The organism is Labilithrix luteola (assembly GCF_001263205.1).
GTDB lineage: Bacteria > Myxococcota_A > Polyangia > Polyangiales > Polyangiaceae > Labilithrix > Labilithrix luteola.
The window spans coordinates 3,431,141-3,447,509 of record NZ_CP012333.1; the positions used below are offsets into that span (position 1 = coordinate 3,431,141).

11 protein-coding genes are annotated in these 16,369 nt (G+C 66.7%); 4 read left to right on the plus strand and 7 right to left on the minus strand.

The window, feature by feature from the left end:
• Positions 1 to 46 precede the first annotated feature (46 nt).
• The gene (locus AKJ09_RS15420) at positions 47 to 1,618 is read left to right on the plus strand and encodes a serine/threonine-protein kinase (RefSeq protein ID WP_146647961.1); all 1,572 of its coding nucleotides are present in this window, start codon (positions 47 to 49) and stop codon (positions 1,616 to 1,618) included.
• A 9-nt stretch (positions 1,619 to 1,627) separates the two neighbouring features.
• On the opposite strand, the gene ligA is transcribed toward AKJ09_RS15420, so the two are convergent.
• A complete protein-coding gene (ligA, locus tag AKJ09_RS15425) occupies positions 1,628 to 3,655 on the minus strand; it encodes an NAD-dependent DNA ligase LigA (RefSeq protein WP_146647962.1) in 2,028 nt (675 codons plus the stop codon).
• Between the two features lie 101 nt (positions 3,656 to 3,756).
• Here ligA and AKJ09_RS15430 point away from each other — a divergent pair, with 101 nt between their 5' ends.
• Entirely contained in the window at positions 3,757 to 4,041 is a 285-nt protein-coding gene (locus tag AKJ09_RS15430; protein ID WP_146647963.1) for a hypothetical protein, read from the plus strand.
• A gap of 19 nt (positions 4,042 to 4,060) precedes the next feature.
• Positions 4,061 to 4,411 (plus strand): VOC family protein, encoded by a 351-nt coding sequence (locus AKJ09_RS15435; protein ID WP_146647964.1) that lies wholly within the window; start codon positions 4,061 to 4,063, stop codon positions 4,409 to 4,411.
• Positions 4,412 to 4,429: 18 nt separating this feature from the next.
• Here AKJ09_RS15435 and AKJ09_RS15440 read toward each other — a convergent pair whose 3' ends face one another.
• The 5 genes from AKJ09_RS15440 to AKJ09_RS15460 all read right to left on the minus strand — a co-directional run bounded on the left by AKJ09_RS15440 (position 4,430) and on the right by AKJ09_RS15460 (position 12,416).
• On the minus strand, positions 4,430 to 4,849 hold the full coding sequence (locus AKJ09_RS15440; RefSeq protein ID WP_146647965.1) for a response regulator: 420 nt from the start codon (positions 4,847 to 4,849) through the stop codon (positions 4,430 to 4,432).
• 87 nt (positions 4,850 to 4,936) lie between these two features.
• Positions 4,937 to 5,524, minus strand: coding sequence for a hypothetical protein (locus AKJ09_RS15445; protein WP_146647966.1), 588 nt, complete (start codon positions 5,522 to 5,524; stop codon positions 4,937 to 4,939).
• Between the two features lie 66 nt (positions 5,525 to 5,590).
• Positions 5,591 to 6,571, minus strand: a complete 981-nt coding sequence (locus AKJ09_RS15450) for an endo alpha-1,4 polygalactosaminidase (RefSeq protein ID WP_240488487.1) — start codon at positions 6,569 to 6,571, stop codon at positions 5,591 to 5,593.
• 116 nt (positions 6,572 to 6,687) lie between these two features.
• Positions 6,688 to 7,986: a patatin-like phospholipase family protein gene (locus AKJ09_RS15455; RefSeq protein ID WP_146647967.1), complete on the minus strand. Its 1,299-nt coding sequence runs from the start codon at positions 7,984 to 7,986 to the stop codon at positions 6,688 to 6,690.
• On the minus strand, positions 7,983 to 12,416 hold the full coding sequence (locus tag AKJ09_RS15460) for a serine/threonine-protein kinase (protein WP_146647968.1): 4,434 nt from the start codon (positions 12,414 to 12,416) through the stop codon (positions 7,983 to 7,985). Before AKJ09_RS15460 ends, AKJ09_RS15455 begins: the two co-directional genes overlap by 4 nt.
• Positions 12,417 to 12,922: 506 nt before the next feature.
• Between AKJ09_RS15460 and AKJ09_RS15465 the strand changes: the two genes are divergently transcribed.
• Positions 12,923 to 14,920 (plus strand): J domain-containing protein, encoded by a 1,998-nt coding sequence (locus AKJ09_RS15465; protein WP_146647969.1) that lies wholly within the window; start codon positions 12,923 to 12,925, stop codon positions 14,918 to 14,920.
• A gap of 55 nt (positions 14,921 to 14,975) precedes the next feature.
• Here the strand turns inward: AKJ09_RS15465 and pfp are convergent, their stop codons facing one another.
• On the minus strand, positions 14,976 to 16,259 hold the full coding sequence (pfp, locus tag AKJ09_RS15470; RefSeq protein ID WP_146647970.1) for a diphosphate--fructose-6-phosphate 1-phosphotransferase: 1,284 nt from the start codon (positions 16,257 to 16,259) through the stop codon (positions 14,976 to 14,978).
• Positions 16,260 to 16,369 lie beyond the last annotated feature (110 nt).

A 16,369-nucleotide genomic window follows, 5' to 3' on the forward strand; every position in this document is an offset into this window, starting at 1 on the left:
GCGCTCTCGTGGCCCGTTCGAGCCAGTCGAACCTTCGGCGGAGCCCATGAGCCATCGCTTCCTCCGGTGCCCCCACTGCACGCTGCCGCACGACGCGGAGGCGGAGGTGTGCCCCGCGACCGGCAAGCGCCTCTCGGCCTCCGATGCGCCGCGCTCGCGCATGCACGGCCAGCCTCCGCCTCAACGAGCTCCGACACCGCTCGGCTTCGACGCGGTGAAGAACCGGATCGGTGACAGCCGCCCCAGTGACTTCCCCGAGAGCAGCGACGTCATCTCGCCCACGCGCGGGATGCAGATGAAGATGATGGGTCAGGTCATCGGCGACCGGTACAAGATCCACGGCATCCTCGGCGAAGGCGGCATGGGCACCGTCTACGCAGCCGAACACCTGGGCCTCTCGCGCTTCGTCGCGGTCAAGATTCTCAATCCCTCGCAGGCTCGCAAGCGGGCGTCGGTGAAACGCTTCCAGCAAGAAGCACGCGCCGCGGGCGCCATCGGGCACCCCAACATCTGCGAGGTCTACGACATGGGCCAGCTCGACGACGGCAGCCCCTACCTCGTCATGGAGAAGCTCGATGGGCAGACGCTCGCTGCGCGCATCGTGCGTGAAGGCGGCCTTCCCTTCGACGAGATCCTCGATGCGATGGTGCAGGTCCTCTCGGGCCTCATCGCCGCGCACGAGAAGGGCATCGTCCATCGCGACATCAAGCCCGAGAACATCTTCCTCGTACGTCGCGCTGGCGCCTCGCCCATCGCCAAGATCCTCGACTTCGGCGTCTCGAAGATGATGTCGAACTTCCAGGGCGGCGACGCCGAGCCTGCCCTCGATCTCACGCGCACCGGCATGGTGATGGGCACGCCCTATTACATGTCTCCCGAGCAGGCGCGTGGTGAACGCAACCTCGACGGTCGCGTCGACGTCTACGCGTGCGGCGTCATGATGTACGAGGCCATTTGCGGGAAGCGCCCGTACTTGGCTGCAAACTACAACGCGCTGCTTCTCGCCATCATCAACACCACGCCTCGTTCGCTTCGCGAAGTGCGGCCTGCCACGCCCGCGGCGCTCGAGGCGATCGTCTTGCGTTCCATGGCCAAGGCGCGCGCCGATCGGTATCCGTCGGCCGGCGACCTGCAACAAGACATCCAGAAGCTCATCACCGCACGCGCCGTCGGGGGTGCAGGCGCGATCGATCGTCGGATCGACTCCGCGCAGAGACCGTCGGGCGAGCCGCCTCTGCCGAATGCGGAGAGCATTTCGGTCGAGATTCCGATCGAGGTGAGCGAGTCCGACGCGCACCCCCTCCCCGAAACGCGCATCGCACGCCTGCTGCCGCTCGAAGAGCCCGACGAGGCCCCCACGGAGGTGTTCCGGCAGAGCCCCGACGCTCACGCCAAGAGCGCTGAAGTTTCGCCCCGCGAAGGAGCTCCGCCCACCGCGCGACCTTCGTCTCCCGACGAATGGGACGGCGTCACGCGCGTGATGATCCCCGTCATCGAGGAAGATCCGAGCGAGACGCGCCCCTTCAGCATCGAGCAGACCGTCAAGCTCGACGACAGCATCGACGTCGAGCTCGAGGCCATCGAGAAGCAGCACGGCGTGCCGCCGAAGCGGCCCTAGAGCCGCCTCTCAGGTTCCGGCGAGAAGCTTGTCCATCTCCTCTTCGGAGATGACCTGCACGCCGAACTTCTTGGCCTGATCGAGCTTGGTCTTGCCCGTCTTGTCGCCGGCCACGAGGTAGGTGGTGCCCTTCTTCACCGAGTCGAAAATCGTTCCGCCCGCGGCGCGGAGCAAGGCGTGGACGTCTTCGCGCTTGCGCGTGAGAACGCCCGTCACGCAGAAGCTCTTGCCGACGAGCGGCCCTTCCGTAGCCACGACCTCGCGCGGCTGCGGCTGCCCCACGTGACGATCGAGGAGCTTCTTCATCAGCTTCCGCTCGTCTTCGTTCTTCAAGAAGTCGATCACGCTGTCGACCATCTTCGGACCGAAGCCGTGGATGCCGGAGACCTTCTCGCGCGCCTCCTCTTCGGAGAGAGCGAGCGTGCCTTCGAGGGTGACGAGCTCCTGCGCGAGCTGACGCGCGGCGACCTGGCCGATCTGCGGAATGCCGAGGCCGCAGAGCAGGCGATCGAGCGTGCGATCGCGCGAGGCGCCGACCGATTTGACCACGTTCTCCGCGCTCTTCTTGCCCATGCGCTCGAGACCGGCGACCTGTTCGACGTCGAGGTCGTAGAGGTCGGCGACGTCTTTCACGAGCTCCTTGCCCACGAGCTGATCGACGAGCGAGTCGCCGAGGTGGTCGATGGCCATCGCGGAGCGACTTGCAAAGAACAGGATTCGACCGCGAACCTGCGCCGGACACTGGCGATTCGGGCAGCGCGTGGTGGCCTCTGCGCCGAGCTCCGGCTTGCCCTCTTCACGAAGGCGCATGACGACGGCCGTTCCGCACTCGGGGCAGTGGGTGGGCATCTTGAAGTGCGCCGAGCCCGCCTCGCGAGCGCGTGACTCGACACCCAAGACCTGCGGGATGATCTCGCCCGCTTTCTGGATGAAGACGCGATCGCCCACGTGCACGTCGAGCAAGCGAATCTGCTCGCCGTTGTGGAGCGAGGCACGGCTCACCGTTGTGCCGGCGAGCTCCACGGGATCCATGATCGCCACGGGCGTGAGCGCGCCGGTACGACCGACCTGCACGATGATGTCGCGCACGGTGGTGACCGCCTGTTCGGCTGGGAATTTGTAGGCGATCGCCCACTTCGGGAACTTCGAAGTGGAGCCGAGCGCGTCTTGCTGGCGATAGCTGTCGACCTTAACGACCGCGCCGTCGGTCTCGTACGGATACGTCTTGCGCGCATGGTCGATGGCGGCGATGGCATCCATCACGCCTTCCCACGGCGTGACCGTCTCGCGGCGATGCGTGGGAAGCCCCAGGTCGGCGAGCCAGTTGAGCGTCTCGACGTGCGTGGGCTTGGCCTCGGGGCCCTCGACCGCCTGGTAGAAGATGACGCGCAGAGGGCGCTGCGCGACTTCGCGCGGATCGAGCATGCGCACGGCACCGGCAGCGGCATTGCGCGGATTGGCAAAGGGCTCGAGCCCCGCCGCGATGCGGTCGGCGTTCAGGGCGTCGAGGTCCTTGCGGTAGATGACGACCTCACCGCGCAGGGTGAGCTTTTTGTCGTGCTTGATACGCGAGGGAACGCCGCGGATGGTGCGCACGTTCGGCGTGATGTCTTCGCCGGTGACACCATCGCCACGCGTGGTGGCCTGCACCATGCGACCCCCTTCGTAGACGACCTCGATGCTCGCTCCGTCGAGCTTCGGCTCGATGGCGAACGTGGGTACGTCACCGTCGCGCAAACCTTCGGTGACACGGCGGTGAAACTCGCCCATGTCGGCGGCCGAGTACGCATTGTCGAGTGACATCATGCGGTACTCGCGCTTGATCTTCGTCACGTTCGCGCGCGCTTCACCTCCGACGCGTTGCGAAGGTGAATCCGGAGTGACGAGCTCGGGGTGCTCCTTCTCGAGCGCCTTCAGCTCCACCATCAGGGTGTCGAATTCGGCGTCGGTCACGCTCGGGTCGTCGAGCACGTAATAGCGGTAATTGTGGGCTTCGATGGAGTGGACGAGCTCTGCGTGGCGTCGCTGCGGTGTCATCGGCAGACGCCACTTTTGGCCTTTTTCAAGTAGTTTTCAACACACCCTTGGCGGGGCACTGCCGCACCCCATAAAGCTCTGGTAGATAGGTGTCCGTAACCATGTCGATGAAGCGCACCAAGCAGCGGACGACCAGTGGCCGAGACCAGGACGGCGGCACGGACTTCTGGGCAAAACCCGCAACTCCCGAGAAGACGTGGGAGGAGCAAGTCGAGGGCAAGGGCGACGACGCATTCGTCGCGTACGCGCTCTCGACGCGGTTCACCAAAGGGCAACTGGTGACCCATCCGAAGTTCGGCAAGGGCGTCGTGGTCGACGCCGACGCAAGCCGTGTCGAGATTCTCTTCCAGGACGGGAAGAAGAAGCTCGGTCACGGACAAGCCTGACCCACGCAGGACGAAGATCATGATCGCCGGTGGCCACGTTCTTTTGTTCGTCGAGAACCCCGACGTTGCGGTGCGTTTCTACGTCGAGACGCTCGGCATGAAGCTCGTCGAACAGGCGAGCGAGCTCGTCATCGATGCCGGCGAAGGGTTCTTGATCGGCCTACAAAAGCGACCCGCGGGGGCTTCGCCCAGCGCAACGACCGGCGGCCCCGTCGTGCGCCTCCTCGCGAAGCTGCCCATTCGCCAGGCCATCGAGATCCTCGAGAACCGCGGCGTGACCTTCACGGTCCGCGAAGAAGCCGGGCTGACCCTCGCCGACTTCACCGACGGCGACGGCAATCGCCTCTGCCTGTACCAGTCGGCCACCTAGACCTAGGCCTCTTCGAAATCACGAAGCAGCGGCGCCGCGATGCGAACGCGGCGGCTCGTCGGGCCCGGTCCCGGGAGGCCCGGCATAGCGATGCACGCGCCGCAAGAGCAGCTGCAAGTTCGCACGGTCGAGCGGCTTGCTGACGACCGCGCTCGCGCCCAGCGCGATCAGGTTGGGAGCGCTGGAAATGGCGACCACGGGCACGTCGTGAAGTGTGGCGTCCCTGCGGATTTCGCGCAGAAATGCCGGTCCGTCGTGATGGGGGAGCTCGAGATCGAGGAGAATGGCGTTCGGCCGTTCGGAGCGGGCGACCTTGAGGGCGAACGGTGCGTCGTGAACGATGCTCACGTCGTAGTCGTCGACCTCGAAGATGTGGGCGAGCAGCTCGGCTGCCGAGGGATCGCCCTCGACCACGAGGATGCGGGGCGTTCGGAACATGCCCGCGCAAATGCACGTTTCACGCCCGTGCGAATCACGCGACGCACGCGAAACGTGAGTGAATAGGCCCGCGCTCGCGAGAGCGCTTCAGCGCGTCTTCGCGGCTGGCAACGGCACGCTCACGCGCACCTCGGCCGCCGCCGTTTTCTCGGGGAAGAAGTCGAGCTCCAGCGACCGATGAACGGGCAAGCACACCGCGTGGGTTTCGACGTCGCAAACGACGAGGTCGACCTCGCCGACGAGCGTGGCCGCGGTCGCGTTGGTGGGGGTGACCGAGAACTTCATCCCGTCTTTGACGGCGCCGCCGGTGGCCTTCATGTCGGGCGGGGCTTCGGTCAGACCTTCGCTGCGCGTCCAGCGCACGCGGAAAGGAGCGTCGTCGTTGAGCGTGGTCCCGGCCGGCGCATTCCATGCAACCTGCACGGATGTGGCGGCGCCCGCTCGCACGAGAACCTCGGGGATCTCGACGCGCGCAGAGGAAGCCGGCAGCGCGGCATCGACCGCCTCGGCATTTGCCGAAGAGGGCGGAGCAGCGCCCTCGACCTTCGGCTCCGCGCTCTTCTTCTCGCACGCCGTCACGGCGAACATTGCAAGGGTGGCCAGGCAACCGGTCAGCGCGACGATCGACGTACTCCGCACGCCGATCGTTTTAGGTCTCTCCGCGCGAACGAGCAACCGGAGCGGAGCGACCCACGACGTTCGTGGCTCGGCCGTTTTATTCCCGCTCGAGCTAACGAATGGCTAGCGGCAGGAGATCCGCGTCGCGTCGAGATCGAGATTCTTGATCAACGTGTCGAAATTCAGGGCGTTCGACGGCGGGCACACCGCGTTGACCTTCGACGACGAGCCGTACTCGATGTGGAAGACCGCCTTGTTCGCGCTGATGAACGGCGTGAGCGTGTCGCACTCGTCGTACTCCATGCACTGCTCGTTGACGGCGCCGTCGAAGTCCGCGATCAGGTCGCCGATCTGGTCGAGGTCGTTCTTGAGCAGGATCGACATGCCGCGCGCATGCGCCTCCGTCGCGAGGAAGCGGTTGTACGAGAGCTGGTCGGCGGCCGTGAGATTGAAGTTGCTGTTCTGCCTGTAGCCATCGACGTTGTCGGGGTCGACGGCATCGCACCTGTGCTGCTTCGCGAGGTCGAGGCGCGCCTTCATGATGGTCCGCACCTTCGTGTCACGGATGTCGAGCCACTTCTCGCCGGGCCAGCCATCGAGGTTCTTGCCGAGCGCCGCGGCGGGGAACTGAGCCTGGTCGGGCCGCCAGTTCTCGTACGAGCCCGCGCTGAAGTAGCAGATGACCTTCTTGCCCTTCGCGTGGAGGTCGGTGATGGTCTGCGCCGAGATGTCGAAGAGGTCGATGTCGAAGACTTGGACGTCGACGCTCGGATCGAACGTGCCCGTGTACTGAATCTGCCAGCTCGTTCCCGGCGCCGGACGCCAGCGATCCGTCGTTCCGCTACCGGGATCCGTGCTGCCCGGATCCGGGTTCGTGTCGCCGCCGGTGCCAGGCGTGTTGGTGCTGCCGCCGCCGCCCGGGTTGTTGGTCGACGAGCCACCACCAATGCCTCCGTTGCCGCCGTCCTGGCCGGACGAGGCACCCGCGCCTGGATCGTTCCCGCTGCTGGAAGACGACGAGCCCCCCTCGCTCGACGCACCGGAGCACGCCATGGCGAGCACCGTCAGAACCATCCCCCCCAGCAGGATTCCTCTGTTCGACATCGCCTGGTTTCTTATCACCGGCGATGACGAAGACAGGGCTCGTCGCCTCGTCGCACATCGAGAATCACGCAGCGATCGTGAACGCTCGCGCTCGCGTGCGCAGCTCGAGTGGAGCTTTACGTTCCAATGGGAAGGGTGAGCGAGTTCGCTTTCTCCCACGTGCCACTGTCGTCTTCGTGCGCGCCGCCACCGTCGTCCGCAGCGTCGCCGAAGAATGCGAGGATCTCGTCGCGACGCGCGTGTGCATCGGCTCGGCCCATCTCGATGAGCTGACGACAGAAGTGACCGTCGAAGAGCAGGTAACTCGCGAGGTCCGCTTCGTCACCGACGCCGATGTCGACGAGATCGAACAGACGCTTCGTGAAGAACGGGTTGCCGATGAACTTGCCTTTGCGAACGTGATCGCTCGCGAGCTTCCCGAGATCTTCGCTGGGGCGAATGGTGAACGCCTCGACGTAACGATACGGCGGTGCATTCCGCTTGCTCGCTTCGCGGGTGATGGCGTCGAGGAAGCCGGGACCGTAGGCCTTCGTGCCGTCGCGAATGACGTTGTTGAGCCGATTGAGGAGCTCGAGGTCGACGTCGACGTGATCGAGCAGGAATGCATTGAGGACCTTGCCGAGAAGGAAGGCTGCTCCGGGCGCGCGCGCAGGCGGATGCACGGGGCCTTCCTTCGTGACGATGCCCTGCACTTCGCGCGAGCTGCCGATGGCGAACACGTGCGTGGCGCCGAGCCTTAGCGCGGGAGCAATCGGCGTGTTCTGGCGAAGGCCGCCGTCGAGATAGAGCTCGTCGTCGATCTTCACCGGGGGGAAGAGCATCGGGATCGCCGCGCTCGCGAGCGCGTGATGCGGACCGATGTGATCGGCGCGGAAGAGCGTGCGCGGCGGCGCCGTCTGCGGGATGTCGACGTCCGGCGCGGTCTGCATGAAGACCACGGTGCGCCCCGTCGAGACTTCGGTGGTCGAGACGGTGAGCGCGCGGAGCTGGCGCTTGCGAAGGGCGCGCGCGAGGGCACGCCACGAGATCTCGCGCTGGACGAGATCCGCCATGGGCTTCACGTCGAAGACGCCCGTGCCCACGTCGCCGCCGCCGAGCAACAGACGCGGCAGGCCCCCGAGCTGCTTGGCGCCGAAGCCGAGAACGCGCGTGAGCTGGAGCTCGCTCCAAAGGTGCACGAGCCGGCGCATGCCCAGGACGGGATCGCCGAGGTGTGCGGTCAGGTAGCACGCGTTGATCGCACCGACGCTCGTCCCGCACAGGACGTCGATCCTGGGCGGCCCACCCCGCATGCGCGAGAGATCATCGAAGATGTACCAGAGGACCCCAACCTCGTAGGCGCCTCGTGCGCCGCCGCCGGAGAGGATCATGGCCGTCCGGCGCTGTCGTTGCGTGTTCGAGACCGTCTGCGTCATCCATCGTCCTCGCGACGAAACCCGATGAGGGGCTGGGGGGAAGGTGGTTTGCGCGGCTGCTCAACCCTGAGCGAGCCCTCGCTCGCTGCTCGGGGCATCGGAGTATCGTCGAAAAGTGCCATGACGAGGGGTCGTTCCGCGAAGCGCCGCTTCAAGCGTGGGTCGCGAATGGTGGCCATGAGCGCGGTGGCATAGTCAACGGCTCTCTGACGAGCGGCAGGCGCCTGCGGAGATCCGGCGCGTTTGAGGGCATCGGCGCACAAGACGCGAATCTCGAGACCGTACTCGCAGCCCTGTAGAGCTTCGACCGCGCCGAGGCCGGTGGTGGCGAGCAGCGTCGCAGCGTGGACCTCGCCGGCATCGACGCGGGCCGCGGCCTCTACGGCGAGTGCGTAGAAGTGATAGGCCACGAGGGCCTGCTGCTCGGCGCTGCGCCGCGCCTCGAGGGCGCTGCGGATGGCCCCGGGAGCGTCTCGACGGTAGCGTGCGATAGCCGCCTCCACGACCGACACGTGGGCGATGTCGTAGGCGTTGCCGTGTGCATGAGCGATGGGAGCCGCTTCCCGCACGAAGGCCTCGGCGGCGTCGACCTCGCCGAACTCGAGCACGACCTCCGCGCTCACGAGCAACGTGTCAGCCTTGCCGTCCTGGTCGCCGTACCGCTCGTGGGCCTCGCGGGCCCGGCGCAGATAGGCCTGGGCGCGCGCCGCATCACCCAGGCGAGCGTACGCGTAGCCGATGTTCGTGAGGGTCTTGGCGAGCTGGAATCGCCCGCCGATCGACAGATCGATGCGAATTGCCTCGAGGGCGAGGGCGATCGCGTCTTCGTAACGGCCCTGCACGAACATGGCGTAGGCGAGCGCGTTCTTCGCGCGCGCTTCTTGCCTGCGCGCAGCCGTGCGACGAAAGACACCGATGGCTTCGACGTACGCGTCGACCGCCTCGCGCACACGACCCACGCGACGCAAGAGAATGCCTCGCGTGCGCAAGACATCGGCTCGCACGCGCGCCGGAACGGCGGGGTTCACCTTCGGATTGCACGCCGCAAGCGCGCGGTCGCTCGCGGCCAGGGCTTCCTGCACTGCGCCGAGCTCGCGCGACAGCTCGCTCACCAGCATTTCGGCTTCGATCTCGAAGTTCGCGAAGTGATGGGCGTGCGCGAGCTGCGCCGCCTGCCTGGCGATGGGGAGGCCGTGCGAGAGATGGCCCTCGTCGTAGTCGTAACGAGCCGTGCGCAAGAGCGCGAGACACGCGGCGCGCGACGATCCGATCACCTTCGCTGTGGCCCGCATGATCTCGAGGTGCCGCACGCGCTCACGCTTTCGGCCGAGGTGGCGGAACGTGGCTTCGAGAGCCTCGTGGACGCTGAGCCGCCGCGGATCGTCCGCGGGAAGATGCGTGGCGGCGCGCTGGTAATAACGAATCGCGAGCGCGGCCTGGTACGCACCTCGCGCCGCAGTCGCGGCTTCGAGATAGAAGTGCGCAGCCCGCTCCGTCGACTCTCCGCGCACGAGGTGACGCGCCACGATGGCTGCGGAGACACCGCGCGCGAGCGACGTTCGTGCCAGGTGCTCACCGAGCGCCCGGTGCATGCGGACGCGCGTGGTCGCGTCGAGCGCGGCGTAGGCCACGTCGCGCGTGAGCGGATGCCGGAAGTCGAGGACGTCGCCCTTGCGATCGCACAATCCTCGCGCGCAAAGGCGCATGATCGCGTCTTCGCTCGCGCGCAGCGATCGCGGGATGCGCGGGTCGACGGCTTGCGCGTCGAGCTTGGCGAGATCCGTGAGGCCCAGAGGACCGCCCGCGATAGCGAGCCAGTCGACGATCATGTGCTCGGGACCCGGCAGCTCGTGGATGCGATCCGCAAGGAGCTGCTCGAGCGTCGACGGTAGGCCCATGCCGTCGAGATCGGCACCGTGAGGACGCTCGAGGGCATCTTCGCGGATCTCGAGCACCCCGCGCTCGAGCAGGGCGTCGACCATCTCGAGCAAATAGAACGGATTGCCGCCCACGCGCGGCATGAGCTCGGCGCAGACTTGCCTCACGCCATCTTTCACCGACAGGCGAGTCTCCACGAGACGGATCTGCTCTTCGCTCGAGAGCGCATGCAGCTCGATGCGAACCTTGCCTTCGAGGAGCGCGGCGACGCGATCCTCCGGGCGCGTGACGAGCACGACGAGGATCGGAAGGCCGTCCGGCGTCCGCAGCACGTCGCCCACGAGCTCGAGCGACGGCTTGTCCGCCCACTGCAGGCCATCGACCACGATGACGAGCGGATGCTCGGTCGCCAGCGCCGCGAAGAGGAGACGGAGGCCCGTGACGAGGAGCTTCTTGCGAGAATGCGCGTCGTCTTCGTCGCCGAGAGGATCGGAGCCGCGCTGGTCGTTCGCTGCGATCTCGGCCAAGCGGGCGACGACCGGATTCGGCACGTCGCCCTCCCGCGCCGCGATACTGCTCGCGCGTGCGATGAGGTCGAGCATGTCGTCGAACGACTCTTCGCCACTCGCGCCGACGGCATCGCGAACGAGGTCGGCAATCGTGCTGTACGGGATCTCAGCGCGCACGGGTGTGCACTCGGAGCGCACGAGATGCGAGTTCGGAGGAAGCTCCGAGAGGAAGGTCGCAACGAGCGCGGTCTTGCCGATCCCGAGCTCACCCACGACCGCGCGCCCGACGACGCTCGGCCCGGGCGCGCCGTTGATAGCCGCATGGTAGGCGGCGTGGAGCTCGGCTTTCTCCGCGTCGCGCCCGATGAGGTCGTTCTGCGCGTTGGCTTGTTCGTGGGCTTTTTCTTCGCGCGAGAGGCTCCGCTCGAGCGCGTAGATGCGTACCGCCTTCGGCATGTTCTGCACCGGCGGTGCCACGTTGCCGAGATCGAGCGACGGCGCGTCACCCCAGCGGAAATCGCGGCGTACGAGGCGATACACGCCGCCCGCGACCCACGTGCGCCCCACCGGCGTGGCGCGCGCGAGGACGTCCGCCAGGTACGAAACGGGATCGTGCAAGACGAAGCGAACGAGGTTGCCCTCGGGATCACGCGTTCCCGAGGCGATGCCGCGCACGATCGAGATCGACGCACCCACCGGCACGGGCAGATCGTCTTTGACGGCATCGACGGCTTCGTGCGTTTCGACGGCGAGCCACGCGGCGTCCGACGCGGCCTTGGCGGGCTTCGGGCCGAGACCGGCGATGGCGCGCGCCTCGAAGTCGCTGGTCCACACCCAGCGCATGCCGCGCTTGTACGCCATGTCGCCGAGCATTCGGCGTGAGCGCTCGAGGGCGCGGACGAGGGCGAGGCGCTCGGCGTCGGTCGTGGCCTTGCTCTCGACGAGGCGGAGCGTGACCATCGCGACGTGCCGAACTTCGCGGGCCTCCGGTCGGCGTGACCCGCTGCTGTTCGGCGGAGAGCTTCGCTTGGGCTTCGATCCAGGCGGCTGCGAGCGCGACCCGTCCGAGCCGGAGAGCGCATACGGCGCGGCCGCCTGCGTGTGATGCTCGGGCGAGAAGCCCTCGGAGAGAGCGGCCGGCGCTTCGAGACCGAGCGGAATGCGCGGCACGAGCTCGGTGATCGTCGACTCCAGTTGGGCGCCGTCGACCAGCATCTGCTTGACGAGCATCGCCCGACCAATCGCGGCCGCGACTTCGCGGCCCGTCGCGAAACGATCTTCCGGGCGCGGGGCAAGGAGCTTGAGAACGATGGTCTCGAGATCGTCGGGGATGTCGCGGACGTGCGTACTCGGCGGCTCGACTCTTCCCGAGCGAACGATGTCGAGGAGCGCCTCCCCACCGAGGCCCCCGTGCAGCGCGCGACCGGCGAGGCACTCCCAGAGAATCACGCCAAGGGAATAGAGGTCGCTCCGGCGATCGACCTTCTCGCCACGCGCCTGCTCGGGCGACATGTACCCGAATTTGCCCTTGAGAACGCCCTCTTCCTCGTCCGTGAGGCGCGCGCTCGCGATGCCGAAGTCGGCGATCTTCACGACGCCTTCGAACGAGAGGAGAACGTTCTGCGGAGAGACGTCGCGATGGACGATGTCGAGCGGGGCTCCGCCTTCGTCGCGCTTCTCGTGTGCGTAATGCAGCCCCTTGGCAGCCTCGGCGATGATCCACGCGCCGACCCACGGCGGGATGCGCGTGCCCTTCCCCTTGGCAGCACTCATCAGGTGGCCGAGGTCGCAGCCCTCGACGTACTCCATCGCGAGGATGTGGCCTTCCTCGCCTTCGTTCGAGAACTCGTAGACCTGGACGACGTTCGGGTGGTTCAGACGGGTCGCGAGCTGCGCCTCGTCGATGAACATCGACCGGAAGCGACGCGACGTGGTGAAGCCCGGGAGGATTCGCTTGAGGACGACGACCTTGAACGTCCCCTCCGCGCCCGGCTTCTTGGCGAGGAACACCTCCGCCATGCCGCCCGCCCCGAGTCGCCTCACGATCTCGAAGTCCGCAATTTGCGGGGGACGATGGGAGCGGACACGGCGTCGGGTGACATCGGAAGCCACGCGATTGTGGCACAGTCGACACGTCGCCGGCGCGGCGACAGTCCCAGAAGCTCACGATCGAGCGTAAGACGAGACAGACGAGCCTAAGACAAGAACAGGGGCGGACACGCCCAAGGCCGCGCCTAGAGGCCGCTCGAGGTGGCCATCATAGATCACCGAAGACGGCCGGAGCACACCCTGACGACCGCCCGTCGACAGCCCGAGGGGCGCTGCCGAAGACCACGCCGGAGGCGAGTGCAAAGACGAGACCGGCGACGCGAGGCGACGGACGAAAGCGGGACAAAACGTGCCGCACAAACACGGGACCAGACACTCCACCAAACGGGCCGACAGACCGTGTTGAGACGGGTTCGAGAGGGTGAAAGATCCTCGATCGTCACCTACACCAGCCCCTCGTGGAGACCCACAAGGACGTGTACACTCGGTTGTCTGTGTCCATGGACGCACCGCAAGTGGCACCGACGGCGGAAGGCACGTTCGACAAAACGCCTCTGTCGAACCTGCTCATCTACGCACTCGAACGCGGCCTCTCCGGCACGTTCGAGCTCTCGTTGAACGAGGCATCCGTTGCGACGCTCCTGTTCATCGAGGGATTCCCGGCCAAGATCCGTACGACGGAGCCGGGGCATTTCCTGGGTGAAGTGATGGCCGATCTCGGGCTCATCACGGGCGAGCAGCTTGCCGCGTCACTCGAGCGCTTGCAGGAGAGCCCGCGTCTGCAGGGCGAAATCCTCATCGAGCTCGGCTTCGCGACGGAGCAGATGGTCCAGGCGGGTCTGCGCGGCCATCTCGACCGCAAGCTCGAGCAGCTCTTCTCGCTGCCGCAAGAGACCGCGTTCGCGTACTTCGACGGCGTCGACAACCTCGCCCGATTCGGTGGGCCGCCCGTCCAGATCGACCCTCTGCCGGCGCTCTGGCGCGGCGTCCGGCAATCTCCCTCGTGGGAGCACGTCGATGCAACGCTGCGGCGCCTCGGAGCGCTGGGCGTCCGCTTGACCGCCAATGCTCAGGTCTCGCGCTTCCAGTTCGGACGCAACGAGCTCGCCGCGATCGAGCTTTTCCAGCAGAAGCCGCTTCGGGTCATCGATCTCGCGAACAGCAAAATCGTGGGGCCGAGCGTGGCCCAGCTGCTCGTGTACTGCCTGTTGATCACGAAACAGGTCGAGCTCGTCGAGGTGGTCGCCGAAAAGCCTGCTTCGTCGCCGCAGCCCCAAGTCCAGCCCGCGACGCCGCCCTCGAGCGGACAGGCCTTCGCCCGCGTGCAGCTCCAGGCCAAGCCCGTGGTCCGTACGCCGCTCGTCATCGAGGAGATGCCCGTCAATCGGAGCGCCTCGGACAGCCGCATCTCGAGTCCGATGCCCGCGCCGATCCCGCTACCGGACGAGGTTCGGCCGGCCACGAACGCCAACCCGCCTCCGGCTCTGCCGGGCGCGGCAAGCAACCTCGACATCGGCTCGATGATCTCGACGACCATCCAGTCGTCGCTGCCACCTCCGATGACGGCTGCCGCGGCCGTGAGCGTGGCCCCGGAACCGACGAGCTCGCCCGCGATGAACGTGCACGAAGCCGTCACCGCGCCTCCGCCCGTGGAGTCTTCCCCGAGCCTGCCCTCCGAGCCGGCGCCGCTCACCGCCGAACAGAGCACGCTCAAGAACAAGATCCTCGAACGCGCCATCACGATCTCGGGGCAGGACTACTTCCAGATGCTCGGCGTCGATCGCGACGCCACCGCCGAGGCCGTCCAGAAGGCCTTCATCCAACTCGCCAAGGTCTGGCACCCGGACCGCCTCCCCGCCGCCCTGGTCGATGTGAAGGAGGCCTGCAGCAAGGTCTTCTCGCACCTCACGGAAGCGAACGCGACGCTCTCCGATCCCGAGCGCCGCCAGGAGTACATGACCCTGATCAAGGAGGGCGGCGCCACGCCCGACGATCAGGCCAAAATCCAGGCTGTTGTCGAGGCCGCCACGGACTTCCAGAAGGCCGAGTTCCATCTCAAACGGAACGACGTGAACCAGGCCTACGAGCTCGTGAAGAAGGCGTGGGCGCTCGATCCCGAGCAGGCCGACTACCTCGCCATGATGACGTGGCTCGAGGCGCAGAAGCCCGAGTTCGTCGGTCGCGAGAAGACGCTCGAGAAGATCGCCGTGCTCGACAAGTGCGTGAAGATGAACGCGCATTGCGAACGGGCGATCTTCTGGCGAGGCATGCTCTACAAGCGCATCGACGAGGGCGCCAGGGCAGTCAAAGACTTCAAGAGGGCCGCCGACCTCAACCCGCGCAACCTCGATGCGCTGCGCGAAGTGCGCCTCCACAACATGCGAGGCGGAGCCTCGAAGCCGCCTCCCGGGCCCGGCGGCTCGATGCGCCCGAGCGCCAAGCCGCCCGCAGGCAACGAGACGCTCGGCGGCCTCTTCGGCAAGCTGTTCAAAAAGTAAGAGCGGACGGGCCAGCCAGCCCATCCGCCCTCGTCATTCGAGCCTCGCCGGGAAATCAGGTCGCCGCTTTGAACGGCGCCATGCTGTTGCGCGCGTCCTTCTCGACCAGGTAGCCGAAGCGAGCGCGGAAGTCGGAGGCGCTCATGTTCGCGGCCTGGGAAAGGCGCGTGAGCTCGACGGTGTCCTCGAAATCCTCGGGCTTCAGCCGGAGCATGTAGCTGCGGGCGATCTTGTAACGGTCCGACTCGATGTCGACCATGCGCACGCGCATGCGGCCGGTGACCGGGTCCATGATCTTCGCGAACGGCACCGGCACGAAGCTTCCGCGCTGCATGCTGATGAGCGCCTCGCTCCCGCCTTCGATCACGTAGCGCGCGGCGCAGTAGCCGAGGTCGCGCGTGTACTCCATGTCGAACGGGATCGGGTCGGCGCAGCGAACTTCGTAGCCGATGTTCTTCGAGACGATGGTCGTCTTGATGCCCATCGTCGCGAGCTGCTTCTGCACGGCCGCCTTGACGATGTTGCCGAAGTCGACCTCCGCGATACGGATGTGGCCGTGCGCGTCGCGCTCGACGCCCTCGAGGCCTTCGATGTCGCTCGGACGCACGTGCTCGACGAGGCCTTCGGCCAGAACGGCCACGCCGTCGGTGCGGCCATGCGAGAGGCGCTTGATGATCGAGCCGGCGAGCGTATCGACGATCGTCTTGAGCGGGACCGGGTTCTCGAACTCCTCCGAGACGAGCGAGAGCGTGGCGCCCGCCGCCTTGCCGATGCCGAGCGCGAGGTGGCCGGCCTTGCGGCCCATGGCGACCACGAAGTACCAGCGCGAGGTCGTCTTGGCGTCGACCATCAGGTTCTTCGTGATCTCGACGCCGATGTGGCGCGCGGTCTGGAAGCCGAACGTGTAGACGTCCTGCGGAAGGTCGAGGTCGTTGTCGATCGTCTTCGGCACGTGGACGACGCGGAGCTTGCCGCGCGACGCCTTGGCGAGCTGGCTCGCGCTGAAGCACGTGTCGTCGCCGCCGATCGTCACGAGCATGCCGACCCCGAGCCTCTGCAGCGTGTCGAGGCACTTGGCGAGGAGCTCCGGGCTCTTCGTAGGGTTCGCGCGCGAGATGCCGAGCGTCGAGCCACCACGGAAGTGGATGCGACTCGTGTCGGCGATCGAGAGCGGCGTCACGCGCGAGGTATCACCCTCGATGAGCCACTTGAAGCCGTCCTGCACGCCGAGGACCTCGACGCCGGATAGGCACGCGCGAATCGTCGCGGCGCCGATCACGCTGTTGATGCCGGGGGCGGGACCTCCGCCGACGAGAATGGCGAGCTTGGAGTCGGACATGTGTTGCGAGCGTACCCGGATTCGTTGGGAGTCAGCGAGCGCCAGCTGACTGGATCTGGATGGACCAGCTGCGGCAGTGACCGTCGACCTTGCGCGCAAGTAACTCAAAC

What these genes read in the sequence shown, in the direction of transcription:
- AKJ09_RS15440 (WP_146647965.1), bottom strand. Translation starts at nt 4,849, where the DNA reads ATGTTCCGAACGCCCCGCATCCTCGTGGTCGAGGGCGATCCCTCGGCA.
- AKJ09_RS15455 (WP_146647967.1), bottom strand. Translation starts at nt 7,986, where the DNA reads ATGACGCAGACGGTCTCGAACACGCAACGACAGCGCCGGACGGCCATG.
- ligA (WP_146647962.1), bottom strand. Translation starts at nt 3,655, where the DNA reads ATGACACCGCAGCGACGCCACGCAGAGCTCGTCCACTCCATCGAAGCC.
- AKJ09_RS15420 (WP_146647961.1), top strand. Translation starts at nt 47, where the DNA reads ATGAGCCATCGCTTCCTCCGGTGCCCCCACTGCACGCTGCCGCACGAC.
- AKJ09_RS15430 (WP_146647963.1), top strand. Translation starts at nt 3,757, where the DNA reads ATGTCGATGAAGCGCACCAAGCAGCGGACGACCAGTGGCCGAGACCAG.
- AKJ09_RS15435 (WP_146647964.1), top strand. Translation starts at nt 4,061, where the DNA reads ATGATCGCCGGTGGCCACGTTCTTTTGTTCGTCGAGAACCCCGACGTT.
- AKJ09_RS15465 (WP_146647969.1), top strand. Translation starts at nt 12,923, where the DNA reads ATGGACGCACCGCAAGTGGCACCGACGGCGGAAGGCACGTTCGACAAA.
- AKJ09_RS15450 (WP_240488487.1), bottom strand. Translation starts at nt 6,571, where the DNA reads ATGTCGAACAGAGGAATCCTGCTGGGGGGGATGGTTCTGACGGTGCTC.
- pfp (WP_146647970.1), bottom strand. Translation starts at nt 16,259, where the DNA reads ATGTCCGACTCCAAGCTCGCCATTCTCGTCGGCGGAGGTCCCGCCCCC.